This is a genomic window from Paraburkholderia sp., from assembly GCF_004298475.1.
Taxonomy (GTDB): domain Bacteria; phylum Pseudomonadota; class Gammaproteobacteria; order Burkholderiales; family Burkholderiaceae; genus Paraburkholderia; species Paraburkholderia denitrificans.
The window spans coordinates 104381-129575 of sequence record NZ_SCRP01000017.1 but is presented as its reverse complement, the minus strand read 5'-3'; the positions used below and the strand labels follow the sequence as shown (position 1 = coordinate 129575).

Below are 25195 nucleotides of genomic sequence, written 5' to 3'. Positions count from 1 at the left end.
GCATCAACGACGCACGTTTATCGCGGTTGTCTCAAACAGATGAAATCAGGAAACGACGGGAGGTGCGCGCGGGCGTCCGCTCGGAAACGCGCCGATCGGCGTGAATCGTGTGGAAAGGACCGGTGCTGCGGCGAAGGTGAGGAGCACGTACGCCGCCTCGGCGGCGGGCGCCAGCGCGGGCATGGCCGCGTGGGAGCCGAGCAGGTCGCAGTAGCCGCATGCCGCCATGGTCGTCGCGCTCGAAGCGTGATGGCCGGTATCGGCGGCATGGCTCGCTGCGGAGCACATGTGCATGTCGCCCATCTGCATGTTGGACATGTGCATGTCGTCCATGTTCATTTCCGTGCACGCAACGACAGCGTCCTGGTGCAAACGGGTCTGTTCGATCAACTGACTCGCGATCGGCGCGAACACGACGAGCCACATGGCGATCAAGCCAAGCCATGCGGTCAGATGTGTACGGGATCGATTAGTCACGAGATGGGCCAGGAAAATGCGACTTGAGTCTAACATTTGCCCCACAAAGGCTACAACGCCGTACTTCATATTGGGGCGCTTTGCCACACTTTGCGACGCTTCGTTTGACTGGTAACGGGTCGGCAGTGTAGGCCGCAGCGGATGTGCGGCGACGAATCCTCAGGATGACCAATTTTTAAACCGTCCTTTTTAAGCCCGGCCTTCAAGAACGGCGCCTTCAAAAGTTCATCGGCAGCACACGTCGCGATTCCGGTTCAGGCAAAGCTCGGCCCTCAAGTTGCGCTATCCACAACCTCATGCGGATAACTCGCGGAAAACCCCATGGAATGTCTGTGTGCGAATTGGGGATAAGTGCGGAGGCGTCGCGCAGACCAAAAAGTTATCAGACGCTGTGCGACGTTATTCACGCCCGCAAAGCGCAGTTATAAAGCGGGCATAGTTTTGATTTATCTGGGGTTTTCCCCGCTTATCCACAGGAAGTGCCAGGGCTTGTTAACTATTACTACGTTTACATACAGGTAAACAAGAAAACCTAAAGACCCGGCCATCGCAGCCGCAGCGCTTCCCCGGAACAGTCCCGGATTTCTCAAACCAGCGGCAGATAAAGCTCAGTGAGCAGCTCATCTGGAGCCACTTCTTCGGGCGTATTCAGATACAGCTCGAAAGAAGGTGCGTCGGCATCGGCTTTGCGGCCCGACTTTGGCAGCCAGTCGGCGTAAAACCAGGTCCAGACCGCGCTGAGGCCTTCATACGGCCCCTTATGCACGAGCATCGCGTGCGCGCCGCCGCGCAGTTGCATCTTCTCGACCGGCGATCCGGGCGTGAGGTTCGACGTATCCGGTAGATGAATCGCCGCCTTGGAGCGCAGTTTCGACGCTTCGACCTGATTTGGATCGTCGTAGAAAATGCCGACGAGTTTCGCCCGCGACGTCGGCACGCGGCGTGCGCCGAGCCACTGCGCCAGCGTGAAGAACGCGTCGCCGATCTTCGTGTACGGGCCGACATGCCCGACTGCAAGCAGGTTCATCGGCTGCAGGGTGACTATCTTGACGTCGCTGCGTTGCATGATGCGTCTCCGTGATGGTGAGCGGCAAAAGACGCCCGGCTCCATCGATTCACGATAGCACCGTCGCGCCTGCGGTGCCGGTGCCCAGGCCGGTGGGCGTGACGCTGCTTCCGGTTGGCGCTATCGTGGCACTATCGTTTCGCTACATGGCGGCGCGTCCGCCTGCACGGGAGCGCCCCCGATGAGCCCTGCCTCCACGCATGTCCAGACCTTGGGGAGCCGCGTCTACCGCTTCGACGGCCTGCGCACGCTGCTGGCGAAGGCGAGTCCCCAGCGCTCCGGCGATGAGCTTGCGGGGCTCGCCGCCGAAACCGAGGAAGAACGCGTCGCGGCAAAGCTTGCGCTGGCCGACCTGCCGCTGCGCGCGTTCCTCGACGAAGCCTTGATTCCGTACGAAACCGACGAGGTGACGCGGCTCATCGTCGACAGCCATTCGCCGCAGGCCTTCGCGCCCATCGCGTCGTTGACCGTGGGCGAGTTTCGCGAGTGGCTGCTGGCGGACACGACCGATGCCGCTGCGCTTGCTGCCGTCGCAGACGGCCTGACGCCGGAGATGGCCGCCGCCGTATCGAAGCTGATGCGCAACCAGGATCTCATCGCGGTGGCGAAGAAGCGGCCGGTCGTGACGCGCTTTCGCAATACGATCGGCTTGCCCGGCCATCTTTCGGTGCGCCTGCAACCTAATCATCCAACCGACGACGTCAAAGGCATCGCCGCCTCGATGCTCGATGGCCTGATGTACGGCTGCGGCGACGCCGTGATCGGCGTGAATCCCGCTTCCGACAATCTCGCCGCGATCATCCGGCTGCTCGCCATGATCGATAGCTTTCGCGAGCGCTATGCGGTGCCGACGCAATCGTGCGTGCTCACGCATGTGACGAACACACTGGCCGCCATCGAACGCGGCGCGAGCGTCGATCTCGTGTTTCAGTCGATTGCGGGTACGCAGGCGGCGAACGCGAGCTTCGGCGTCACGCTCGCACTGCTCGACGAGGCGCATGAGGCTGCGCTGTCGCTCGGGCGCGGCACGGTCGGCGACAACGTCATGTACTTCGAGACCGGGCAGGGCAGCGCGCTCTCCGCGAATGCGCATCACGGCGTCGACCAGCAGACGTGCGAAGCGCGCGCCTACGCCGTGGCGCGCCGGTATCGGCCATTGCTCGTCAATACCGTCGTGGGTTTTATCGGACCGGAGTATCTGTACGACGGCAAGCAGATCGTTCGCGCGGGGCTCGAAGATCATTTCTGCGGCAAGCTGCTCGGCGTGCCGATGGGCTGCGATATCTGCTACACGAACCATGCGCAGGCCGATCAGAACGACATGGACACGCTGCTGACGCTGCTTGGCGTCGCGGGCGTGAACTTCATCATGGGCGTGCCCGGCGCCGACGATGTGATGCTCAACTACCAGAGCACGTCGTTTCACGATGCGCTGTATCTGCGCGACGTGCTTGGCCTGCGCCGCGCGCCGGAATTCGAGGCGTGGCTCGCGCAGATGCAGATCGCCGACGCGCGCGGCACGTTGTTGAGGGTGTCGCCGGGGCAGCCGTTGCTCGCCTCGGCGAAAAACTGGGTGGAGGATGCATGAGCGGACCGGTCGAAGCGAACCCGTGGGCCGCGCTGCGCCGCTTTACCAGCGCGCGCATCGCGCTGGGCCGTGCGGGCAGCGGCCTGCCGACCGCGCCATTACTCGCATTCGAACGCGCGCATGCGCAGGCGCGCGATGCCGTGCATCAGCCGCTCGACGCGGACGCGCTGCACGCGGCGCTGAAAACACGCGCCCTGGCGTCGATCGACGTCCACAGCGCGGCGCCCGATCGCGATCATTACCTGCGCCGGCCCGATCTTGGCCGACGGCTGAACGAAGCGAGCGTGCGCGTTTTGTGCGACGCAGTGAGCGACGCTGTGTGCAACGAAGCTGCTGCGCCTGCCGATGTCGTTTTCGTGATTGCGGACGGGCTCTCTGCGCGCGCCGCCGCCGCGCATGCACTGCCGGTGCTCGATGCTGCGCTGCCGAGGCTGGATGGCTGGCAAGTGGGGCCGGTCGTCGTCGCACGGCAGGCGCGCGTCGCACTCGGCGACGAGATCGGCGAACGCCTGCGGGCGCGGTACGTGGTGATGCTGATTGGCGAGCGGCCCGGCCTCAGTTCGCCGGACAGCCTCGGCCTCTATCTGACCGCTGCGCCGCGCGTTGGCCGCACCGATGCCGAGCGCAACTGCATCTCGAACGTTCGCCCCGAAGGTCTGGGCTACGAGGCGGCAGCCGCGAAGCTGTGCTATTTGCTGACGCGCTCGCGCGCGCTCGGCATGACCGGCATCGGTCTCAAAGACGATAGCGATGACGCGCGCGGCCACGCCGACGCCACTGCAACCGCGGCTTCGGCGCCTTTGTCCGCGCCGCGCGAGCGAAGCCGCTGACGTGGCTCATGCTTGCACGCGCGCCACGGGATGGGCGTCGAGCCAGGCGTTTTCCGCATCGTCGAAGAGCCGCGAGCGCGTGATGAAGCGCAGCCCCGTGGGCCGTTCGAGAGAGAACATGCCGCCGTTGCCGGGCACGGCATCGATGACGAGTTGCGTATGCTGCCAGTACGCGAATTGCGCCTCAGTCATGTAAAACGGCATGCCGCCGATTTCACCGAGTTGCACGTCCGACGTGCCGACCAGGAATTCACCGGCCGGAAAGCACATCGGCGCGCTGCCGTCGCAGCAGCCGCCGGACTGATGAAAAAGGAGCGGCCCGTGTTCGTTCGCGAGGCGCTCGATAAGCGCGAGTGCCTCGGGTGTGGCCGTGACACGTAGCACCATTTCCCGGTTGCTCCCTGCGTGGATTGATCGATAAAAAAGGGCGTGCGGCGAAAGAATCGGGGATGCACTGCCGCACGCCAAACCGCCAACCCACTCAGAAAAACCCGAGCGGCTGATCGCTATAGCTGACAAGCAGGTTCTTCGTCTGCTGATAGTGATCGAGCATCATCTTGTGATTCTCGCGTCCGATGCCTGACTGCTTGTATCCGCCGAATGCCGAGTGCGCGGGATACGCGTGATAGCAGTTGGTCCACACGCGCCCGGCCTGGATGGCACGGCCGAAGCGGTACGCGCGCGCGCCGTCGCGCGTCCAGACGCCTGCGCCGAGGCCGTAAAGCGTGTCGTTCGCGATTTCGAGCGCTTCCTCTTCGGTCTTGAAGGTCGTCACCGACACGACCGGCCCGAAAATCTCTTCCTGGAAGATGCGCATCTTGTTGTGGCCGCGGAACACCGTGGGCTTCACGTAGTAGCCGTCGCTGAGTTCGCCGGACAGCTTGCTGCGCTCGCCGCCGATCAGGCATTGCGCGCCTTCCTGCTTGCCGAGATCGATGTACGAGAGGATCTTTTCGAGCTGCTCCTGCGAGGCCTGTGCGCCGATCATCGTCCGCGTGTCGAGCGGATGGCCCTGCTGGATCGCGGCGACGCGCTTGAGCGCGCGCGCCATGAAGCGGTCGTAGATTTTTTCGTCGATCAGCACGCGCGACGGGCAGGTGCACACTTCGCCCTGATTGAGCGCGAACATCGCAAAGCCTTCGAGCGCCTTGTCGAAGTAGCTGTCGTCGTGTTCGACGACATCGGCGAAGAAGATGTTCGGGCTCTTGCCGCCCAGCTCCAGCGTGACCGGAATGATGTTCTGGCTCGCATACTGCATGATCAGGCGGCCCGTCGTGGTTTCGCCGGTAAAGGCGATCTTCGCGATTCGGCGGCTCGACGCGAGCGGCTTGCCTGCTTCGAGGCCGAAGCCGTTCACGACGTTCAGCACGCCCGGCGGCAGCAGATCCTGGATCAGTTCGAGCAGCACGAGCATCGACGCCGGGGTTTGCTCGGCGGGCTTGAGCACGACGCAGTTGCCGGCCGCGAGCGCGGGTGCGAGCTTCCACGCGGCCATCAGGATCGGGAAATTCCACGGAATGATCTGGCCGATCACGCCGAGCGGCTCGTGAAAGTGATAGCCGACCGTATCGTGATCGATCTCGGAGATGCCGCCTTCCTGCGCGCGCACGCAGCCGGCGAAATAGCGGAAGTGATCGGCGGCGAGCGGGATATCGGCAGCGAGCGTCTCGCGCAGCGGCTTGCCGTTGTCGATCGTTTCGGCGACGGCCAGCTTGTGCAGGTTCTGTTCGATGCGCTCGGCGATGCGGATCAGGACGTTCGCGCGGTCGGTGGCCGAGGTTCTGGCCCACGCTTCTTTCGCGCCGTGCGCGGCGTCGAGTGCGAGTTCGACGTCGGCTTCGCGCGAGCGCGGGATCGACGTGAACGGATGACCGGTGATCGGCGAAATGTCGTCGAAGTACTCGCCGCCGAGCGGCGCGACCCATTTGCCGCCGATGAAATTGCCGTATTGTTTCTTGTACGGGAATTCCGTGTTCAGAAACTGCATTTCTGCACGATTCATGGTTGTGCTCCTCTATGTTCTCTGTATTGATATGAACAGGCGTGGTTCGCCAATCTGTCGGGAGCCGATTACGCCAGAACCGTGCCAGCCCGCGATTGGCATCGGCGAGCGCACCTGGGGCCGTGCGTGGGCAGCGCTTGAGTTAGCGCTTGGGGCAGTGCTTGAGGCAGCGCAAGGGCCGCGTTTGCGGGGGGGAGGACCAGCGGCGGGCGCGCAGGGGATATGCGGTTCAGGCGGGATTGCGCCGTGGTGGAACAGTGTCCGGCGCAAAAGTGCTCAAAAAACGAACAGTGGAGCGAAGAATTTCGTCGCTAAGGTCGCGCATGCTGTAGTCTTGCGGCCGTAACCGTCAGGAGAATCTGCATGTCCGAAACTTTTGTCTGCCGCAACCAGTCGTGCGGCACCCCGTGGGAACAGAGCGAAGTGGTCATCAAGAACGAAGGCCAGGGGCCGCTCTTCCGCTGCCCGCTTTGCGGCGCGCGCAACTACCTCGAACGGTTCGAGGACGACGAAGGCAACGTCGTCTATGAGCAGGTGGACGGCAAGCCGTTTCTGTGAAGGCGCGCTCCGCAGGCGCTCAGCATTGAGTTGTTCTGGATAGCGAAAGAAATGTCGGCATGAAAAAGCCTGCGAACGTCGACCGTTCGCAGGCTTTTTCATTGCCCCCGCAACTTCGCGGGAACGTTGCGCGATCAACTCATCGTGTGCAGGTACAGATAGAGGCGCGCCGCAGCCGTGCCGCCCAGCAGCGGGCCGATCACCGGAACCCATGCGTAGCGCCAGTCGCTGTCGCGTTTGCCGGGGATCGGCAGCAGCGCATGCATGATGCGCGGCGACAGGTCGCGTGCAGGGCTCATCGCGTAGCCCGTCGGGCCGCCGAGCGAAATGCCGATGCCGAGCACGAGCAGGCCGACCGGCAGCGCGTCGAGTGCGCCGAGGCCGACTTGCGGCGCGGCCAGATACAGCACGCCGAGAATCAGCACGAAGGTACAGATCGCTTCGGTAATCACGTTGTGCGTGGTGTTGCGGATGGCCGGCGCCGTGCAGAACACCGCGAGCTTGAGATCGGGGTCGGCTTCGCTCGCGAAGTGCTGGCGGTACGCGAGCCAGACGAGGCATGCACCGGCCATCCCGCCGAGCATCTGCGCAACGATATAGCCGCCGACCTTGGACCATGCGAATTTGCCCGCGAGCGCGAGACTGATCGTGACGATCGGGTTCAGGTGCGCGCCGCTGAACGACGCCGTCACGTAGACCGCAACGAACACGGCCATCGCCCAGCCCATCACGATGACGATGAGGTCCGCGCCCCGGCCTTTGGTTTTGGCCAGAAGCACGTTGGCCACTGCGCCGTTGCCGAGCAGCACGACGATTGCCGTGCCGATGAATTCCGCTATGTAGGGTGACATGGTTGTCTCTCCGCCCCGCACGGCAGCCGCGTGCAATGCACGCGAAGCGCCGTGCGGGGCATGTGGTTTTATTGTGGGGGTGCTACGGCAGGCAGGCGGCTCAGTGCGAGTCGTCGGCCCACGCAATCGCGGCGCGCACGGCGCGCTGCCAGCCGGCCTGGCACTTGTCGACTTCTGCCGCTGGCTTCGTGCGCGAGAAGCGCCGGTCGAGCTGCCACTGGCTTTGCAGATCGCCGATGCTGCTCCAGTAGCCGATGGCAAGACCCGCGAGATACGCCGCGCCGAGCGCCGTTGTCTCGGTGATCTGCGGGCGCACGACATCGACGCCGAGCAGGTCGGCCTGGAACTGCATCAGGAGGTTGTTCGCGCTCGCGCCGCCGTCGACACGCAGCTCGCCGATACGAATGCCCGAGTCGGCCTCCATCGCGCGCAGCACATCGGACGATTGATACGCGATCGAGTCGAGCGCAGCCCGCGAAAGATGCGCGGAGGTCGTGCCGCGCGTGACGCCGAACAGCGAGCCGCGTGCGTGGGCCTTCCAGTGCGGCGCGCCGAGGCCGGCGAAGGCGGGTACGAGATACACGCCGTCGCTGTGCGGCACGCTGGCCGCGAGCGCCTCGACTTCCGGCGCGCTGCGGATCACGCCAAGACCGTCGCGCAGCCACTGCACGACCGCGCCCGCGATGAAGATGCTGCCTTCGAGCGCGTAGTTGATCTCGTTGCCGATCTGCCAGGCCACCGTCGTCACGAGATTGTTCTTCGATTCGATCGGCTTGGCGCCGGTGTTCATCATCAGGAAGCAGCCGGTGCCGTAAGTGTTCTTCACCATGCCGGACGTCGTGCACATCTGGCCGAACAGCGCCGCCTGCTGATCGCCCGCGATGCCCGCGAGCGGAATTTTCGACGCAAACACCGTGGTTTTCGTGTGGCCGTAGATTTCCGACGACGCTTTCACTTCGGGCAGCATGCTGCGCGGAATGTCGAGCGCTTCGAGCAGCGCGTCGTCCCACTGGAGCGTGTGGATGTTGAAGAGCATCGTGCGCGACGCGTTCGTCACATCCGTCACGTGCAGTTCGTGCCGCGTGAAATTCCAGACGAGCCAGCTATCGACCGTGCCGAACGCGAGCTTGCCCTGACGTGCTTTCTCGCGTGCGCCTTCGACGTTGTCGAGGATCCAGCGGATCTTCGTGGCGGAGAAGTAAGAATCGATCGGCAGGCCGGTCTTTGCGCGCACCATGGCTTCCAGCCCTTGCGCTTTCAACTGGTCGCAGAAGTCGGCGGTGCGGTGGTCCTGCCACACGATGGCGTTGTAGATCGGATGGCCGGTTTCGCGATCCCAGACGATGGTCGTTTCGCGCTGGTTCGTAATGCCGATCGCCGCAATCGACGCGCCGTTCAGGCCCGCGCGCGTGACCGCTTCCGCCGCGACGCCGGCCTGCGACGACCAGATTTCCTGCGGATCGTGCTCGACCCAGCCCGGACGCGGATAGATCTGCTCGAACTCCTTCTGGGCGCTCGACACGATATTGCCCTGGCGGTCGAACAGCATCGCCCGGGAGCTGGTGGTTCCCTGGTCAAGCGCGAGGATGTACTGGTCCGGCATGTCGCTTATCTCCATCTATTGGTTTATTGGTCGTTGTGATTGGCGCGGCGAAAGACGCGCCTTTTGCTGCAAATCGGACTGCAATTAAGGCTGCAAATCGGGCTGCAAATCGAGCTGTAAATCGCTCAATGTGCGGCCGAGGCCGCGGGTGCTGCTGGTGCTGTGGCGAACCATCGGTCGAGACCGGCTGCGACTGCGTCGAGCGAGCCCGGCGTGACGTGCAGACCGAGCTTCGAGCGGCGCCACAGGACATCTTCCGCGCACGTCGCCCATTCGGTGTCGCGCAGGTAGCGCAGCTCTCTTTCGTAGATTCCGGGGACGATTTCCGCACCCAGTCCGTCAAGCGATCGGGCATCGCCGATCATGTGTTCCGCACGCGTGCCGTATGCGTGCGCGTAGCGTCGCGCGAGCGCGGCGGGCAACCACGGATGGCGTGATGCGAATGCCTTGGCGAACGACTCGAAATTCGCGTTTGCGATGTCCCCGCCCGGCAGCGGCTTGCCGGCCGTCCACGCCCCGGCGGACGAGCCCAGCGCGCGGCACAGCAGATCGGATGCTTCCTCCGCGAGCTTGCGAAACGTCGTGATCTTGCCGCCGAATACAGACAGGAGCGGCGCGGCGTCGGTGTCATCCATCTCCAGACGATAGTCGCGCGTGACGGCGGACGGATTGTCGGCGCCTTCCTCTTCGAGCAGCGGGCGCACGCCGGAGTAGGTCCAGCACACGTCGGCGGGCGTTATCTTGCGCTTGAAATAGCGGTTGATCGAATCGCACAGGTAGCGCGTTTCGTCGGCGTCGATTGCGACGTGAGCGGGATCGGCGCGGTACGCGACGTCGGTCGTGCCGATCAGCGTGAAATCGTGCTCGTATGGAATCGCGAAGATGATCCGCTTGTCCGGATTCTGGAAAATGTATGCGTGATCGTGTTCGAACAGGCGCTTCGTGACGATGTGGCTGCCCTTCACGAGACGCACGCTGTGATTGGCGTCCGCGCCGAGCGCCCCATGCAGCACGCTGCCGACCCACGGGCCCGCAGCGTTCGCAATCGCGCGGGCGCACACGGTGACGGTCGAACCGTCCGCGCGCTGCAGTTGCGCATGCCATTCACCGTTGGCGCGCTGCGCGGACACGAGCTTTGTGTGCGTGAGGATCGTCGCGCCGCGTTCCTTCGCATCGAGCGCGTTCAGGACGACGAGACGCGCGTCGTCGACCCAGCCGTCCGAGTAGACAAAACCGTGCCGGATCGAATCGGCGAGCGGCGCGCCCGCCGGGTGGCGGCGCATGTCGATAGCGCGCGAGCCCGGCAGCAGTTCGCGTTTCGCGAGATGGTCGTAGAGGAACAGGCCGATGCGGATCAGCCACGCCGGGCGCAGATTCGGCATGTGCGGCATGACGAAACGCAGCGGCCGCATGATGTGCGGCGCCGCGCGCAGCAGCGTTTCGCGCTCCAGCAGCGCCTTGCGCACGAGCCCGAACTCGCGGTACTCGAGATAGCGCAGCCCGCCGTGAATCAGCTTGGTGCTGGCCGACGACGTGTGCGACGCGAGGTCGTCCTGCTCGCAAAGGAGCACGGACAGCCCGCGCCCAGCCGCGTCGCGCGCAATGCCCGCGCCGTTGATGCCGCCTCCGACGACGAGCAGATCGTACCGGTTCTGTCGAGTCACCCGCAGTTCCTGAAAAGGGTTAAACGAACCTCAAATTTTCGAATTCGAACTTTAGCGAGCGAAATCGAAAAAGTAAAGCTCGTTTCTTGACGGAACAGGCGTGCCCGGCGCGCGGGCCGGGGAAGACGGGTGGGGGATATTGCCGCCGCTGCTGCTGCTGTCGTTGCAGCCGCCGCCGTTGCAGCCGCGGTAATGGCAGACGGGCCGGGAAGGTGCCCGCCGGGTGGATTACCGCGCTGGCTGGTCGGCGACGTAGACCTGGGTGGCGGCCGCCGTGATGGTTTCGCTCATTTCGGCGGGCGGCGCCTTGTCGGTGAAGAGTGCGTGGACCTGGTTCAGATGCCCCTGGCGGGCGAGCGCCGGACGGCCGAACTTCGAATGATCCGCGACCAGATAGACCGTGCGCGCGTGCTGAATGATCGCCTGTGCGACGCGGACTTCGCGCGTATCGAAGTCGCGCAGCGTGCCGTCCGTTTCGATCGACGACGTGCCGATGATCGCGTAATCGACTTTGAACTGGCGAATGAAATCGATCGTGAGTTCGCCGACGATCCCCTTGTCCCATGGCCGCACGACGCCGCCCGTGATCATCACCTCGCACTCCTGGTAGCCGCTCATCATGCTCGCGACGTTCAGATTATTGGTGATCACGTGCAGACCGCGATGGCGGTGAAGCGCGCGCGCAACTTCCTCGGTGGTCGTGCCGAGGTTGATGAAGAGCGACGCCTGGTCGGGGATGTGCATGGCCGCGAGCGCCGCGATGCGCCGCTTTTCATCATGGAACATCGACTGGCGCGCGGTGTACGAGACGTTTTCCGAACTCGTCGGCAGGCTCGCGCCGCCGTGATAGCGGCGCAGGAGATTCAGGTCGGCCAGCATGTTCACGTCGCGGCGGGTCGTCTGCGGCGTGACGTTGAAGTGCGACGCGAGATCCTCGACGGTGACGAAGCCGTCGCGCTGCACCCATTCAAGCAGTTCCTGCTGGCGCGCATTGAGGGTCAGGCGAGGGTCTCGGGTCATGGTTCTGGTTGGGAGGCTCGTGGAGAAGCGGACACTATTCTACTGAAGTTCGAACGAACATTTTGTCGGGGCTTTGGAGGCGGGGAGAATGTGGCAGGTTGGGCGTACTGTCAGCCGGATGGGGGCATTCGAGCTAACGATAAAGGAGCTTCCGAAGGGTAAGCAAAAAGGAAGTTTCATTGGTCCCGACGATGCTGCGGACGCGCAGAGCTTCACGAAAACTGTCGATTTACTTCCCAACGACGGTTACGTCTTTGCGCCGGGCTCGGATTTTTATGATGCTACGGCCGTCGTGCTCCCGATTGGGGCGAGGGTTTGGATAACTGCGAGGCTCGACTATGGCGGCGACTACGTGTCGACGAGCAATATTGCTGTTGTGTCGCCTATTGCGGGCAAGTCCAACGACGCGGGCGAAGTGCAAGAGGTGCAGCCGTCGCATTGACCCGAAATGCCTGCACAGAACCCAGAAAGCAAAAAGCCCAGTCGTGGCGACTGGGCTTTTTGTTGAATACTTGGTGGGGCGTGAGTGGCTCGAACACTCGACCTACGGATTAAGAGTCCGCTGCTCTACCAACTGAGCTAACGCCCCAACAGAAGCGGAATTATGCAGTAGGTTTCCCGTCTTGCCAAGCTCTTTTCGCAAAATCCCTCAAAAATTTCGCAGCGGGGCTGGTGAAAGGCGTCGGGCACAGCTCCAGTCGGGCACTGTCGGCGCGATACCGCGCCACGGTGAGCCTACCCCGCAAGATGTGGCGGAACCGCGGCCATATCCACCCGTCACCGCACGGGAACTGCCCACGGGCTGCAATCCGCCGCCTAACGAAGTGGAACTCTACAACGAAAACAACCAGATGGCCGCCCACACCATCTCCACCCACGCGCTGCTCGACTAAGATCGTGCATCCAGCCGACAGAAGGCAGAAGGCAGAAGGAGGCAGTCCGCATGTTCGATCAGGTAGTTTTCGCCGGGGGCGGCAACCGCTGCTGGTGGCAGGCCGGTTTCTGGGATGTCGTGCAGCCCGAGCTGAATATCCGTCCGCGCGTGATCGCGGGCATTTCTGCGGGTGCCGCCACCGCGTGCATGCTCTACACGCGCGAAGCCGACTGGGTCATGCGCTACTACGAGCACGCGCTGCGCCACAACACGCGCAATGCCTATTGGGGCAACCTGCTGCGCGGCGAATCGGTGTTTCCGCATTACCGCATCTACCGCAAGGCGCTGCTCGACATCTACGGCGAGCATTTCAGCAACCTCAAGAACGCGCCGGAGATTCGCATCGGCGTATCGCACATGCCGCGCTGGCTCGGCGCGCGCAGTGCGGTCGCCGCAGGGCTCATCGCTTACAACATCGAGAAGTACGTCCGCAAGACGCTGCACCCCACGCTCGGCCGCAAGCTCGGCTTTCACCCTGAGTTCGTCACGGCTCAGGCATGCGAAAGCGTCGAGGATCTCGCCGATCTGATTCTGCAATCGTCATGCACGCCGCCGTTCACGCCGGTTCTGCGGCGCAATGGGCGGCCCGTGCTCGATGGCGGGATGGTCGACAACGTGCCGGTCGATGCGCTCGATGCCGCGCCCGGCACCGTGCTTGTGATGGTGACGCGTCTCTATCCGCGTCCGCAGATGTTCGTCGTGTCGCACGGCGTGCAGCAGCGCGTGTACGTGCAGCCATCGGCCAAGGTGCCGATTTCGAGCTGGGACTATACGAGCCCGCGTCAGATGCAGCAAGCCTACGACCTCGGCCGCTTCGACGGCGAGCGTTTCCTCGCGCGCCTGCCCGAAGTGCTAGGAACCGCGGCACGCGCGTAAGCGGCGCATTCACGCATTAGCGCTTTCACACCGAATCGGCCCACCCATGGATTAAAACGTGGACGGCATGTGCGCCGTCCACCCGCCGCTTACTTGCGACGTCCGCCTTGCAGCGCTTGCGGATTGGTAACGCTCGACATATCGCCGGCATCGAACGCGAGGATATTGCGGAACGCCGCGCTGAAGTAAAGCTCGTAGCTCTCGCGCTCCACGTAGCCGATATGCGGCGTGCAGATCACGTTCTCCATGCGCAGCAGGCTGTAGCCCTGCAGGATCGGCTCGCTCTCGAACACGTCAATTGCCACCATGCCCGGCCGATTGTGCGAGAGCGCGCCGAGGAGGGCATTCTCTTCGAGCAGTTCCGCGCGGCTCGTGTTGACGAGCAGCGCCGTCGGCTTCATGCGCAGCAGATCTTCCTGTTTCACGATGCCGCGCGTGTCGTCGTGCAGGCGCAGATGCAGCGAAAGGATGTCGCTCTCTTCGAACAGCGCTTCGCGGCTCGCGGCGATTTCGAAGCCATCGGCGAGCGCGGCTTCGATCGAATGCTCGCGGCCCCAGACGACCACGCGCATGCCGAATGCCTTGCCGTAGCCCGCCACGATCCGGCCGATCTTGCCGTAGCTCCAGATGCCGAGCGTCTGTCCGCGCAGCACCTGGCCAAGCCCGAAGTTCTGCGGCATCGCCGACGTTTTCAGGCCCGACTGCTGCCACGCACCTTGCTTGAGGTTCGCGACGTACTGCGGAATCCGGCGCTGCGCCGCCATGATGAGCGCCCAGGTGAGTTCTGCGGGCGCAACGGGAGATCCGGTGCCTTCGAGCACGGCGATGCCGCGTTCGCTGCACGCCGCGAGATCGATGTGCGTGCCGGCGCGACCCGTCTGGCTGATCATGCGCAGGTGCGGAAGCTTGTCGAGCAATTGCGAGCTGATGCGCGTGCGCTCGCGAATCAGCACGAGGGCGTCGACTTCGGAAAGGCGGCTGGCCAGTTGGCCGAGTCCGCGCACGGTATTGTTGAAAACCTTGACCTCATGATCGGCGAGCAGTTGAAAGCAGTCGAGCTTGCGGACAGCGTCCTGGTAGTCGTCAAGGATGGCAATTTTCATGGCACGGGGTTGTTGTGTGTCGCACCGTTTGAGGGCGACAGGGTGTTCATCTGGTGGTTGTCCCACTATGCAGCGCGCGGCAGGCTGGTTTGAATATAAAAATAGAAAGCCATCGCGGCAGGGACGGCTTGCGAATAACCGGTTTTGAACTCCAGAGGTTTTTACCCCCGATCGTTGCAGGCACCACAGTTGCTGCGCAGTTGCTGTTGTGGTGGTGGGATGCCGTCCGGTATTTGCGTTGCCGCGAATTTTTCAATTTTTAACAGCTTGTCGGGTTTTGATGCAAGCCGCTTTACAGACGGTTTCGATCCCCACGTTAAAAAACCCTTGACGATCTGCCCGACTGCGCGAATCGGCGGTGCATCGATTGCCGCCATTTTGTTCGCGACCTTGCCGCGCGTCTTCTGCGTGAACTGGTTCCGCAAGGGACCGGACGGCAAATTCACGTTACCGGGCTTCGGCGAGAACATGCGGGTGCTGGAGTGGATGGTGTGCCGTATCGAGGGCGAGGCGGGCGGCGGCACGCACGCGTTCGGCATTTCGCCGCGCTATGAGGATATCGACTGGAGCGGCCTCGACTTTACGCCCGCCCAGTTCGACCAGGTGATTTCGGTCGAAGCCGATGCCTGGCGAGCCGAACTCGATCTTCACTCGGATCTGTTCAAGAAGCTTTCCCACGGCTTGCCCGAAGCGCTGCAAAGCATGCGTGAAAAGCTGGAGGCGTGCTTCGATGCTTGATATGTGAGCGTTCACTCACTGCCGGGCCGCCTTCGGGCGGCCCTTTCATTTTGGGCGCCGGGATGCCGGGATGCCGTGTTTCAGGCCATGCAGGAGCTGTTCGCCGCTTGCGGAGCTAATTCGCTGCGGTGCGGGAATTGTTGTGCGTGAAGAAACAATGAACTATTTGGTTACACATTTTTTGTCATAGTCGAAGAAACCCATAAGAAAAGTACGTACTTTCGAGCAACTTCTGCACGAATTCACGAGTCGTAGGAGAATTCGCAGCTCGCCTGGCTGGATGGCGCGAGCAGTCATTGGGCAGGAGTCGTCTCATGGATCATCTGCAGTCGATGCGAGTGTTCGTCAAAGTGGCCGACCTTGGCAGTTTTGCCCGGGCCGCCGCCGCGATGGATATCTCCAACGCAGTCGTCACGCGCCACGTCGCCGACCTCGAAAGCCGGCTCGGCACGCGGCTGCTTAACCGTACGACCCGCAGCCTCTCGCTGACCGAATCGGGTCAGGTTTATCTCGAGCGCACGCGCCAGATTCTCGACGAACTCGAAGACGTCGAGCAGATGGTGGTCGCGCGCAATCACGAACCCGTCGGGACGCTGCGCATCGTCGCGCCGGTCGTGTTCGGACTGCACAATCTCGCGCCGGTGCTGCAAACCTACACGCAGCGCTTTCCGCAGGTCGTTCCCGACGTGTCGCTCGTCGACCGCCAGGTCGATCTCGTCGAAGAGGGCTTCGACCTCGGCATCGTCGCCGCACGGCAGATGCGCAGCGCGAGCATCGTCACGCGGCGTCTCACGACCGGCCGCATGACCGTCTGCGCGACGCCCGCGTATCTGGAAAAGCACGGCACGCCCACGCGCCCCGAGCAGTTGATGGACCACCCGTCGCTGTCGTTGCCGTCGGAATACTGGGGCGACGAACGCGTCTTCACGGGGCCGGAGGGCGAAATCCGCGTGCGCCCGACCAACGTGATCATCGCCAACAACACCGAGATGCTGCGCCAGTTCGCGCTGCTCGGCATGGGCATCGCGGTCCTGCCGAGCTATCTGATCGGCAGCGACATGGCGCGCGGCCGTTTCGTGCGGCTCCTGAGCGAGTATCGTCTGCCGCAGATCGAGATCAACATCGCCTACCCGAGCCGCCGCCATCTGCCCGCCAAGGTGCGCACGTTCATCGATCACCTGGTCGAGCACTTCAGCCAGACGCCGAACGGTCAGCTCAGTGAGCAGCCGGCGACGGACGGGCAGGCACAGCCTGCGGCTGCATCTGCATCTGCATCTGCATCTGCATCTGCATCTGCAACGTCCGCAACGGCGCGCCATGGCGCGCAGTATCCGGCTTCGTCGGACGCGTTCGATGGTTCGGAGCCGCTGCCAGATCTGCTCGACGGCGAGCGCGAGCCGAAGGCCGTGCGCCCGGGAGTACGATCGCGGACCTCGGTGCTTTCGTCGCTATAAAGCGCTATAAAGCCGATATCTCCGCGCATCGGGCGATAAAAAGGCGCAACCTCGTGAGAGGTTGCGCCTTTTGTCTTGGGCTGGCGGTGCAGCGCGCTCGGCGTTGCCGCCGGACGTCGCACGCCGCGCGATCAGGAGCCCGTCTTGCGGGTGGGCGTCTTGCGCGCGGCAGTCTTGCGCGCCGTTGTCGTCGACTTTGCTGCCGCAGTTTTGCGAGCGGGCTTCGCGACGTCCTGCGCTTCGTCGTTAGCCGCTTGCGTCTCGGGCGCCGCCTCAGCGGCCGCGGTCGATTTCTTCGCCGCGCCCTTTGCTGCCGTCTTTGTGCTGGGTTCCTTCTTCTCGAACTCGAAGCCGATCTTGCCGTCGCTCTGCTTCACGAGGAACGCCTTGAAGTTGCGGCCCGTACGCGACGACTTGAAGTTCGTGAGCAGATCCGTGCGGCCCTCGGCGAGCAGTTTCGCCATCTGCTCGCGCGTGATTTCCTGCTGGAGGATCACCTTGCCCGAGCGGAAGTCGCACGTCTTCGGGTTCGCGACCGAATGCTCGCAGACGTAGCTCATGCCGTGTTCGAACACGCGCCCGCCGCATTTCGGGCACGCGCCCACGGCTTCCTGCGCCGAGAAATCGGGCGCTTCGCCGTCTTCGCCGCCCTGATCCTGGCCGAAGTCGAATTCGAGCTTGTAGTTCTTCGTTTCGTCGTCGAACGAGAGCTTGAGGATCGCCGAGAACGGACGGCCCATCTTGCTGCGGAAGCCGGAAAGCGGGCCGATCGTCTTGTTCTGCAGCAGTTCCTCGACCTCGGGGATCTCGAACTGACGGCCGCCCGGAATCTTGGAAATCGAGAACTCGCACTTCGTGCAGGCGAAGCGCCGATAGTTTTCCTTCACCTGAGCGCCGCAATTCGGACACGGCGTTTCGAGCGTCGCGTAGTCGCCCGGGATCGTGTCGGAGTCGTATTCCTTCGCGCGCTTCACGATGGTCTGCGTCATGCGGGCGATTTCCTGCATGAACGCGTCGCGCGGCAGCTTGCCGCGCTCCATTTGCGAGAGCTTGTATTCCCACTCGCCCGTGAGTTCCGGCGCCGTGAGTTCCTTGACGTCAAGGCCGCGCAGCAGCGTCATGAGCTGGAAGGCCTTCGCGGTCGGGATCAGGTCGCGCCCTTCGCGCACGAGATACTTTTCACCGAGCAGACCTTCGATGATCGCCGCACGCGTGGCCGGCGTACCCAGGCCCTTCGCGGCCATCGCCTCGCGCAGTTCGTCGTCCTCGACGAGCTTGCCCGCGCCTTCCATGGCCGAGAGCAGCGTCGCTTCGTTGTAGCGTGCGGGCGGCTTCGTGACCAGTTGATGCGCGGCGACCTTGTCGGTCTTGACCAACTCGTTCTTCTGCACCGGCACGAGGTTGGCGTCGTCGCCGCCCGTGTCTCGGCCATACACCTGCAGCCAGCCTGCCTCGACCAGCACCTTGCCTTCGGTCTTGAAGTGATGCCCCGCGACTTCGGTGATGCGAGTCGTGACGCGATATTCGGCGGCCGGGAAGAACACGGCGAGGAAGCGCTTCACGACGAGGTCGTAGAGCTTCTGCTCCGGCTCGGACAGCGATTTCGGCGCCTGCAGCGTCGGGATGATGGCGAAGTGGTCGCTGATCTTCGAATTGTCGAAAATGCGCTTGTTCGGCTTCACCCAGCCCTTGTCGAGCACCTGCTTCGCATGCGGCAGGTAGTTGTTGCTCTCCTTGAGCATGTCGAGCGTCTGCTTGACGGTATCGAGGTAGTCCTCGGGCAGCGCGCGCGCATCGGTACGCGGGTAGGTGAGCACCTTGTGCTTTTCGTACAGCGCCTGGGCGAGGCCGAGCGTGTTCTTGGCCGAAAAGCCGAAGCGGCTGTTGGCCTCGCGCTGCAGGCTCGTCAGGTCGAAGAGCGCGGGCGAGAGCTGCGTGGAAGGCTTCGATTCCTCGGTGACGGTGCCTTCGCGGCCGTGGCAGGCGGCGACGATCGTTTCGGCGGCCGGCAGGCTCCAGAGGCGCGAGTCGCGCTTTTCCGGGTCGAATTCATCGCGCTTGAATTTCGGGTCGAACCAGCGGCCTTCGTAGAAACCGGCGGCGCAGACGAACTCGGCGCGCACTTCCCAGTAGTCGCGCGGCACGAAACGGCGGATTTTCTCTTCGCGTTCGACGACGATCGACAACGTTGGCGTCTGAACGCGACCGATGGTGGTCAGGAAGAAGCCGCCGCCCTTGCTGTTGAAGGCGGTCATGGCCCGCGTGCCGTTGATGCCGACGAGCCAGTCGGCTTCCGAGCGGCAGCGTGCGGCATCGGCGAGCGGCTGCATATCGGAGTCGCTGCGCAGATGCGTGAAGCCGTCACGAATGGCGGCGGGCGTCATCGACTGGAGCCAGAGGCGCTGGACCGGCTGCTTCGCCTTCGCGTGCTGCGCGATCAGGCGGAAAATCAGCTCGCCCTCGCGCCCCGCGTCGCATGCGTTGATGAGGCGGTCGACGTCCTTGCGCTTCATCAGCTTCGTGAGCACCTTGAGGCGCGATTCGCTTTTTGCGATCGGGTTGAGGTCGAAATGCGGCGGGATGACGGGGAGATGCGCGAAGCTCCACTTGCCTCGCTTGACTTCATATTCTTCCGGTGCGGCGATTTCGAGCAAATGGCCGACCGCCGAGGACAAGACGAAATCGTCGTTCTCGTAATACTCGTCATGCTTCGTAAACCCGCCCAAAGCGCGTGCGATGTCGTTCGCGACGGATGGCTTCTCGGCGATGATCAGAGCTTTGGACATGACTTTTATAAGTGGGTGAATCCGGGTTAGTGCGCCTGTGGCCGACGCCTGAGCGGGTCGGTTCTCGGGCCGGTCCTGTAACGACCGCTTTATAGCACAAGGTGCGGCGGCGGCGATTTTCGCATCTTCTCGTTGGCCGCCATCGACGCTGTTGTTGCTACTGCCGTTGCAGTCGCTGCTGCAGTTGACAACGCAGTTGTCGCCGCCGCTGCTGACGCGGTTGGCACCGCAGTTGTCACATAAAGCGCCCAATCATAATGGCGCGACGAGCCAGCGGGCAAGCGAGGGACTGATCGGAATCGGGTCATTGTGCGCACGGGCGGCCTGCGGCTCGTGCTCCTGCTGCGGCTCCTGCCCCTGCTTCATGCCTCGGCAAGCGCGGGGCGCAGCTTCGGCGCGTCTGTCACGCCCGGCAGCGCCGTGAGATCGGCGAGCATGCGCTCGACCACGGCGCCATGGGGCAGCACGGTGCCGAAAAAGCGCGTTGCAGAGGCATCTTCGATCAGGATCGTCGGGAAGTTCTCCACATCGAGGTCGTCAAAGCGGTCGGCGTGCGTTTCGATATCGATCCAGGCGAAACAGATGTCCGGGTGCGCGTCGGCGATGCGATCGAACGTCGCCCGATAATCACGACAGGTGCCGCACCAATCGGCGCACAGGCACGCGACGAACAGCGTATCGCGGTCGGCGACGCGGCCGGCGATCCGGTCGGCATCGGTGTCGAGGTCAAGCGCTGGCATGGTCGTTCCTTGCGTTCTCTTCTATATAGAGGCGGTACATTTGGCGCGAATGTAACATGCCGGGGCTAGCGAAGTGTCGCCCTGACGAACCATCCGCCGGGCAGCGAATTCAATTGCCCGGAAAGTTCGAGCTGCAGCAATGCGGCTTGCAACGCCGCTTCGCTCAGTTCGGTACGCGCTGCGAGGATTTCAAGCGTGGCGGGCGCATGGCCGAGCGCGTCGAGCACGCGTAGCGCCTCGGGATCGGGGTTGCCCGGCGATCGTGCGTGGCCGCTTTGCCGGGGCGGTTCGTGCCTGGCCGCGCGCGCTGGTTGCGCGACGCTTTCGCCATCGCTGTGCGCCGTGGATGCTGCGGGCGCGGCGGACAGCTGAATACCGAGCGCTTCGAGCACTTCCTCCGGCGACTCGACGAGTTGCGCGCCTTCCTTGATCAACCGATGGCAGCCGCGCGCAAGCGGCGCGTGAATCGAGCCGGGCAGCGCAAAGACATCGCGTCCCATTTCATTGGCGAGCCGTGCCGTGATCAGCGAGCCGGAGCGCATGGCGGCTTCCACGATGACGACGCCCTCTACGAGTGCCGCGATCAGGCGATTGCGCTGCGGAAAATTCGCCGAGCGCGCGGGCGTGCCAAGCGGCCACTCGGAGAGGATCGCGCCGCGCTGCGCGATCTGCGCGGCGAGCGCGCGATGCGTGCGCGGGTAGACGAGATCGGCTCCCGTGCCGACAACAGCGGCCGTTCCGCCGCGTTCGTCGAGGGCGCCCCGATGCGCAGCGCCGTCCACGCCGAGCGCGAGCCCGGAGACGACCGTGGCGCCCGCGGCTGCGAATGCGCGGGCAAACCGTGCGGCGTCTTCGAATGCCTGCGGCGTCGCGCTGCGGCTGCCGACGACCGCGATGCTGCGCGCGTGCAGCAAGGCGAGCCGGCCTTGTACGTAGAGCAGCGGCGGCGGGTCCGGCATCGCGAGGAGCCGTGGCGGATAGGCAGGATCGGCGAGCGTAACCAGCGCGTTTCCCGGCGTTGCGCACCAGGCGTTCAGCGTTTCGAGCCGCTCCGCAAAGCCGGGCGTGGGCGCAGCGACTGCGGCGCGCGCGGCTTCGCTGCCGGCTGCGGCGGCAAGCGTCGCGAACGGCTGGGCCAGCACGTTCTGCGGCAGCCCGAAGGCGGCGAGCAGCGTGCGCAGCGCGGCGGGTTTCAGGCCGCGCGCAGTGGCAAGGCGCAGCCAGGCGGACCGTTCCTCGTCGCCGATCGGCAAGGGTGCGAGCATGGAGAAAACCCCGGTGCCAGGTGGGTTGCAACCCGGCGTGATAAAATTTTCACTATCCGAAATCCAGTGCGGCGCGTCCCTCGACACGTCGCGCACCTGTGCGGCGGCCTGCGGACTGTGGCGTGGGCAGCGGCCCGTTGAATCCGGCCGTTTTGTCCGTATATCCTCTGCGTCCTGCAACGTGCGGACAAGCTGGCCGAACGGCCAGTCCGCGCGATGCCGCAAGAACCCGGCCCCTCATAGAAACTCCGTAAAACCATGGCTCTACTGAACATCCTTCATTACCCGGACAAGCGCCTGCACAAGATTGCCAGGCGGGTCGAGGTCTTCGACGACCGCATCCGCAAGCTCGTCGCCGATATGGCGGAGACGATGTACGCCGCACCCGGCGTCGGTCTCGCGGCGACGCAGGTGGATGTGCACGAGCGTGTCGTGGTGATCGACGTCTCCGAAACGCACAGTGAACTGCGCGTGTTCATCAATCCGGAAATCATCTGGTCGAGCAAGGAGCACGTGGTCCACGAAGAGGGCTGCCTCTCGGTGCCGGGCATCTACGACGAAGTCGAGCGCGCCGAAAGCGTGCGCGTTCGTGCGCAAAACGAGAAGGGCGAAACCTACGAAATGGACTGCGAAGATCTGCTCGCCGTGTGCATCCAGCACGAGATGGATCATCTGATGGGCCGCGTGTTCGTCGAGTACCTCTCGCCGCTCAAGCAGACGCGCATCAGGAACAAGATGAAGAAGCTCGAGCGCGCGATGTGAGGTATTTTCGCCACGCGGTTCTTTCGTTGTTCCTCCTTCAGCCCGACTTCGAGCGCACATGAGTCACTCCCTTCGCGTCATCTTTGCCGGCACGCCGGAATTCGCCGCCGCGGCGCTCGCAGCGATCCACGAAGCGGGCTTCGCCGTGCCGCTCGTGCTGACACAGCCCGACCGCCCGGCCGGGCGCGGGATGAAGCTGCAAGCGAGTCCGGTCAAGCGCTACGCGCAGGATCACGGCCTCGCGGTTGCCCAGCCCACTTCGCTGCGGCGCGCGGGCAAGTATCCGGAAGAGGCCGCCGCCGCGCTGGACCTGCTGCATGCGACGCCGCACGACGTCATGGTGGTCGCCGCGTACGGGCTGATCCTGCCGCAGGAAGTGCTGGATATTGCACCGCACGGCTGCATCAACATCCATGCATCGCTCTTGCCGCGCTGGCGCGGCGCCGCGCCGATCCACCGCGCGATCGAAGCGGGCGACGCCGAAACCGGCATCACGCTCATGCAGATGGACGCGGGCCTCGACACCGGCGCGATGATCTCCGAGGCGCGTACGCCGATCACCTCCGCCGATACAACCGCAACGCTGCACGACCGGCTTGCGCAACAGGGCGCGAAGCTGATTGTCGAGGCGCTCGTGGAACTGGAGCGCAGCGGCAATCTGTCGAACACGCCGCAGCCGGCCGAGGGCGCGAACTACGCCGAAAAGATCGGCAAGCAGGAAGCCGCGCTCGACTGGCGGCGTCCGGCCGACACGCTCGTGCGCCAGATCCGCGCATTCGACCCGTTTCCCGGCGGCGCAGCGACGCTGGACGGTGCGCAGGTGAAGCTCTGGGCCGCCGAACCGGCCGATGGCGCCGGGGTTCCCGCAGACGCTGCGCCGGGCCAGATCCTCGACGTCACGCCCGCTGGCGTGGTGGTGGCGTGCGGCGAAGGTGCGCTGCGCGTGACGCAACTGCAGAAACCGGGCGGCAAGCGCCTTCCCGCGCGCGAATTTCTGGCGGGCATGCCGCTCGTCGCGGGACAGCGTTTTCAACTGCCGCATACGTCCGATACGTCCTCCGATACACCGAACACGCCTGCAGTCTGAGCGACGAAGCACTGGCGCGCCAGTCGTCCATTCGGCCAGGTGCCGCGCATGATCTGATGCGCGTTAGAATCGGGCCAGCCTGATTCGTATTTCCTGAGGACGCCATGTTCGGCATTACCCACTTTGGTTTTTTCGTCGTCGCCGTCTTTTTGCTCAACGTGACGCCGGGCCCGGATACCGCTTACATCGTCGGCCGCAGCGTCGCGCAAGGGCGCAGCGCCGGGCTCGTCTCGGCGCTCGGCATTTCCGTCGGGTGCTGCGTGCATTCGCTCGCATGCGCGTTCGGCCTGACCGCGCTGCTTGCCGCGTCGGCTACCGCGTTCACCGTGGTCAAGTTCGTCGGCGCCGTGTATCTCGTCTATCTCGGCGTGCGGCTGATTTTCACGAAGGCCGCCCCCGCGACTGCGGAAGCCGATGCCGCGCCGCGCGCGAGCGCGCCGCGTCCGCTGCGCCAGCTCTTTCTGCAGGGCTTCTGGACCAACGTCCTCAACCCCAAGGTGGTGCTGTTCTTCGTTTCGTTCTTCCCCCAGTTCGTGACCGCCACCAGCTCGCACAAGGCGCTTGCATTCCTTGCGCTCGGCGTCGTGTTCGTGTTGATGAGCACGGTCTGGAACAGCTTTGTCGCCTGGATTGCGGGCAGCGTCACGCGGCGCTTCTCCGGCAAGCCGGGCATGAAGCGGTGGCTGGACCGCACGGTCGGCTCGGCGTTCGTCGGGCTTGGCGTGAAGCTCGCCACCGCTTCCCGGTAACGTTGAATTTTTCGCATCCGCTCATATATTACAAATCGCATACAATGCGTTCGCTGCCGGTGAGCGGCGCGCGTTCAACGATTTGATTTCCCTCTTGGGTGAAGGAGCACAGCAATGTTCAACTGGGTCAAAACCGCGATGTTGATGGCTGCGATTACGGCCCTCTTTATCGCGATCGGCGGCATGGTCGGCGGTCAGCGCGGGATGATGTTCGCGTTCGTCGTGGCGCTCGGCATGAACTTCTTCTCGTACTGGTTCTCGGACAAGATGGTCCTGCGCATGTACAACGCGCAGGAAGTGGACGAGACCACGGCGCCGCAGTTCTACCGCATGGTTCGCGATCTTTCCACGCGCGCCGGGCTGCCGATGCCGCGCGTCTACCTGATCAACGAAAACGCGCCGAACGCATTTGCCACAGGCCGCAATCCGGAGCACGCGGCGGTCGCGGCGACCACCGGCATCCTGCGTGTGCTCTCCGAGCGCGAGATGCGCGGCGTGATGGCGCACGAACTCGCGCACGTGAAGCATCGCGACATTCTCATCTCGACGATTTCCGCCACGATGGCCGGTGCGATTTCAGCGCTCGCGAACTTTGCGATGTTCTTCGGCGGCCGCGACGAAAACGGCCGCCCGGCGAATCCGGTCGCGAGCATCGCCGTCGCGCTGCTCGCGCCTATCGCGGGCGCACTGATCCAGATGGCGATTTCGCGTGCACGCGAATTCGAGGCCGACCGTGGCGGCGCGCAAATTTCGGGCGATCCGCAAGCGCTTGCATCCGCCCTCGACAAGATCCATCGCTACGCGCAAGGCGTTCCGTTCCCGGTAGCGGAGGAACATCCCGCAACCGCGCAGATGATGATCATGAATCCGCTCTCGGGCGGCGGCGTCGCGAGCCTGTTCTCAACGCACCCGCCCACCGAGGAGCGCATCCGCAGATTGATGGACATGGCGGCGGGCAAGACCTGACCGAAATCCGCTGCTTCGAAAAACGCCTTTCTGAAGGCGTTGATGTGATGGTCAGCCCGATCCCTACTCAGCGAAC

23 protein-coding genes, 1 tRNA gene and 1 pseudogene are annotated in these 25195 nt (G+C 63.9%); 11 read left to right on the top strand and 14 right to left on the bottom strand.

All coding sequences use genetic code 11. From position 1 onward, the window contains the following. Nucleotides 1-45: 45 nt before the first annotated feature. Both EPN59_RS10290 and EPN59_RS10285 read right to left on the bottom strand, forming a co-directional pair. Nucleotides 46-477, bottom strand: coding sequence for a DUF2946 domain-containing protein (locus tag EPN59_RS10290; RefSeq protein WP_293032890.1), 432 nt, complete (start codon nucleotides 475-477; stop codon nucleotides 46-48). A 586-nt stretch (nucleotides 478-1063) separates the two neighbouring features. Beyond that, nucleotides 1064-1543: a GyrI-like domain-containing protein gene (locus EPN59_RS10285; RefSeq protein WP_293032888.1), complete on the bottom strand. Its 480-nt coding sequence runs from the start codon at nucleotides 1541-1543 to the stop codon at nucleotides 1064-1066. 181 nt (nucleotides 1544-1724) lie between these two features. On the opposite strand from EPN59_RS10285, the gene EPN59_RS10280 reads away from it, so the two are divergent. Beyond that, the gene (locus EPN59_RS10280; RefSeq protein WP_293032886.1) at nucleotides 1725-3131 is read left to right on the top strand and encodes an ethanolamine ammonia-lyase subunit EutB; all 1407 of its coding nucleotides are present in this window, start codon (nucleotides 1725-1727) and stop codon (nucleotides 3129-3131) included. Then, nucleotides 3128-3961, top strand: coding sequence for an ethanolamine ammonia-lyase subunit EutC (gene eutC / locus EPN59_RS10275; RefSeq protein WP_293032884.1), 834 nt, complete (start codon nucleotides 3128-3130; stop codon nucleotides 3959-3961). The genes EPN59_RS10280 and eutC overlap by 4 nt, the downstream gene beginning before the upstream one ends. A gap of 6 nt (nucleotides 3962-3967) precedes the next feature. Here the strand turns inward: eutC and EPN59_RS10270 are convergent, their stop codons facing one another. Further along, nucleotides 3968-4348, bottom strand: coding sequence for a DUF779 domain-containing protein (locus EPN59_RS10270; RefSeq protein ID WP_293032882.1), 381 nt, complete (start codon nucleotides 4346-4348; stop codon nucleotides 3968-3970). Nucleotides 4349-4442: 94 nt separating this feature from the next. After that, nucleotides 4443-5963, bottom strand: coding sequence for an aldehyde dehydrogenase (gene adh, locus EPN59_RS10265; RefSeq protein ID WP_293032880.1), 1521 nt, complete (start codon nucleotides 5961-5963; stop codon nucleotides 4443-4445). Nucleotides 5964-6326: 363 nt separating this feature from the next. Between adh and EPN59_RS10260 the strand changes: the two genes are divergently transcribed. Beyond that, complete coding sequence (locus tag EPN59_RS10260; RefSeq protein ID WP_293032878.1) at nucleotides 6327-6521, top strand: hypothetical protein; 195 nt, start codon at nucleotides 6327-6329, stop codon at nucleotides 6519-6521. Between the two features lie 134 nt (nucleotides 6522-6655). Here the strand turns inward: EPN59_RS10260 and EPN59_RS10255 are convergent, their stop codons facing one another. From EPN59_RS10255 to EPN59_RS10240, 4 genes are all read right to left on the bottom strand, one after another. Further along, on the bottom strand, nucleotides 6656-7372 hold the full coding sequence (locus tag EPN59_RS10255) for an MIP/aquaporin family protein (protein WP_293032876.1): 717 nt from the start codon (nucleotides 7370-7372) through the stop codon (nucleotides 6656-6658). 100 nt (nucleotides 7373-7472) lie between these two features. Next, nucleotides 7473-8975 carry a glycerol kinase GlpK gene (glpK, locus tag EPN59_RS10250; protein ID WP_293032874.1) on the bottom strand — a complete coding sequence of 501 codons (1503 nt, stop codon included), beginning with the start codon at nucleotides 8973-8975 and terminating at the stop codon, nucleotides 7473-7475. A gap of 125 nt (nucleotides 8976-9100) precedes the next feature. Beyond that, nucleotides 9101-10639, bottom strand: coding sequence for a glycerol-3-phosphate dehydrogenase (glpD, locus tag EPN59_RS10245; RefSeq protein WP_293045981.1), 1539 nt, complete (start codon nucleotides 10637-10639; stop codon nucleotides 9101-9103). A 228-nt stretch (nucleotides 10640-10867) separates the two neighbouring features. Then, nucleotides 10868-11659, bottom strand: a complete 792-nt coding sequence (locus EPN59_RS10240) for a DeoR/GlpR family DNA-binding transcription regulator (protein WP_293037697.1) — start codon at nucleotides 11657-11659, stop codon at nucleotides 10868-10870. A gap of 88 nt (nucleotides 11660-11747) precedes the next feature. Between EPN59_RS10240 and EPN59_RS10235 the strand changes: the two genes are divergently transcribed. Continuing rightward, complete coding sequence (locus EPN59_RS10235; protein WP_293037700.1) at nucleotides 11748-12101, top strand: hypothetical protein; 354 nt, start codon at nucleotides 11748-11750, stop codon at nucleotides 12099-12101. Nucleotides 12102-12172: 71 nt separating this feature from the next. On the opposite strand, the gene EPN59_RS10230 is transcribed toward EPN59_RS10235, so the two are convergent. Further along, nucleotides 12173-12248 (bottom strand) — tRNA-Lys (locus tag EPN59_RS10230). 354 nt (nucleotides 12249-12602) lie between these two features. On the opposite strand from EPN59_RS10230, the gene EPN59_RS10225 reads away from it, so the two are divergent. Next, nucleotides 12603-13469, top strand: a complete 867-nt coding sequence (locus EPN59_RS10225) for a patatin-like phospholipase family protein (RefSeq protein WP_293037706.1) — start codon at nucleotides 12603-12605, stop codon at nucleotides 13467-13469. 89 nt (nucleotides 13470-13558) lie between these two features. Here EPN59_RS10225 and EPN59_RS10220 read toward each other — a convergent pair whose 3' ends face one another. Together EPN59_RS10220 and EPN59_RS10215 are read right to left on the bottom strand one after the other, a co-directional pair. Next, nucleotides 13559-14572, bottom strand: a complete 1014-nt coding sequence (locus tag EPN59_RS10220; RefSeq protein ID WP_293037709.1) for a D-2-hydroxyacid dehydrogenase family protein — start codon at nucleotides 14570-14572, stop codon at nucleotides 13559-13561. A 161-nt stretch (nucleotides 14573-14733) separates the two neighbouring features. Further along, nucleotides 14734-14949: a hypothetical protein gene (locus EPN59_RS10215; RefSeq protein ID WP_293037712.1), complete on the bottom strand. Its 216-nt coding sequence runs from the start codon at nucleotides 14947-14949 to the stop codon at nucleotides 14734-14736. 1 nt (nucleotide 14950) lies between these two features. Between EPN59_RS10215 and EPN59_RS10210 the strand changes: the two are divergent. After that, nucleotides 14951-15310 (top strand): annotated as a pseudogene (locus EPN59_RS10210) (phosphoenolpyruvate carboxykinase domain-containing protein); the annotation flags it as partial. Nucleotides 15311-15624: 314 nt separating this feature from the next. Continuing rightward, entirely contained in the window at nucleotides 15625-16764 is a 1140-nt protein-coding gene (locus EPN59_RS10205; RefSeq protein ID WP_293037715.1) for a LysR family transcriptional regulator, read from the top strand. 131 nt (nucleotides 16765-16895) lie between these two features. On the opposite strand, the gene EPN59_RS10200 is transcribed toward EPN59_RS10205, so the two are convergent. From EPN59_RS10200 to dprA, 3 genes are all read right to left on the bottom strand, one after another. Continuing rightward, on the bottom strand, nucleotides 16896-19550 hold the full coding sequence (locus EPN59_RS10200) for a DNA topoisomerase III (protein WP_293045979.1): 2655 nt from the start codon (nucleotides 19548-19550) through the stop codon (nucleotides 16896-16898). 362 nt (nucleotides 19551-19912) lie between these two features. Then, nucleotides 19913-20290: a thioredoxin family protein gene (locus tag EPN59_RS10195; RefSeq protein ID WP_293037721.1), complete on the bottom strand. Its 378-nt coding sequence runs from the start codon at nucleotides 20288-20290 to the stop codon at nucleotides 19913-19915. Nucleotides 20291-20355: 65 nt separating this feature from the next. Further along, nucleotides 20356-21555: a DNA-processing protein DprA gene (dprA, locus tag EPN59_RS10190; protein WP_293037724.1), complete on the bottom strand. Its 1200-nt coding sequence runs from the start codon at nucleotides 21553-21555 to the stop codon at nucleotides 20356-20358. Between the two features lie 258 nt (nucleotides 21556-21813). Here dprA and def point away from each other — a divergent pair, with 258 nt between their 5' ends. The 4 genes from def (at nucleotide 21814) to htpX (ending at nucleotide 25119) form a co-directional block, all read left to right on the top strand. Then, nucleotides 21814-22317, top strand: coding sequence for a peptide deformylase (gene def, locus EPN59_RS10185; RefSeq protein WP_293037726.1), 504 nt, complete (start codon nucleotides 21814-21816; stop codon nucleotides 22315-22317). Between the two features lie 58 nt (nucleotides 22318-22375). Next, nucleotides 22376-23404 carry a methionyl-tRNA formyltransferase gene (gene fmt / locus EPN59_RS10180; RefSeq protein ID WP_293037727.1) on the top strand — a complete coding sequence of 343 codons (1029 nt, stop codon included), beginning with the start codon at nucleotides 22376-22378 and terminating at the stop codon, nucleotides 23402-23404. Between the two features lie 104 nt (nucleotides 23405-23508). Beyond that, a complete protein-coding gene (locus EPN59_RS10175) occupies nucleotides 23509-24153 on the top strand; it encodes a LysE family translocator (protein ID WP_293037728.1) in 645 nt (214 codons plus the stop codon). Between the two features lie 114 nt (nucleotides 24154-24267). Continuing rightward, entirely contained in the window at nucleotides 24268-25119 is an 852-nt protein-coding gene (gene htpX / locus EPN59_RS10170) for a zinc metalloprotease HtpX (protein ID WP_293037730.1), read from the top strand. The last annotated feature ends 76 nt before the right edge of the window (nucleotides 25120-25195 follow it).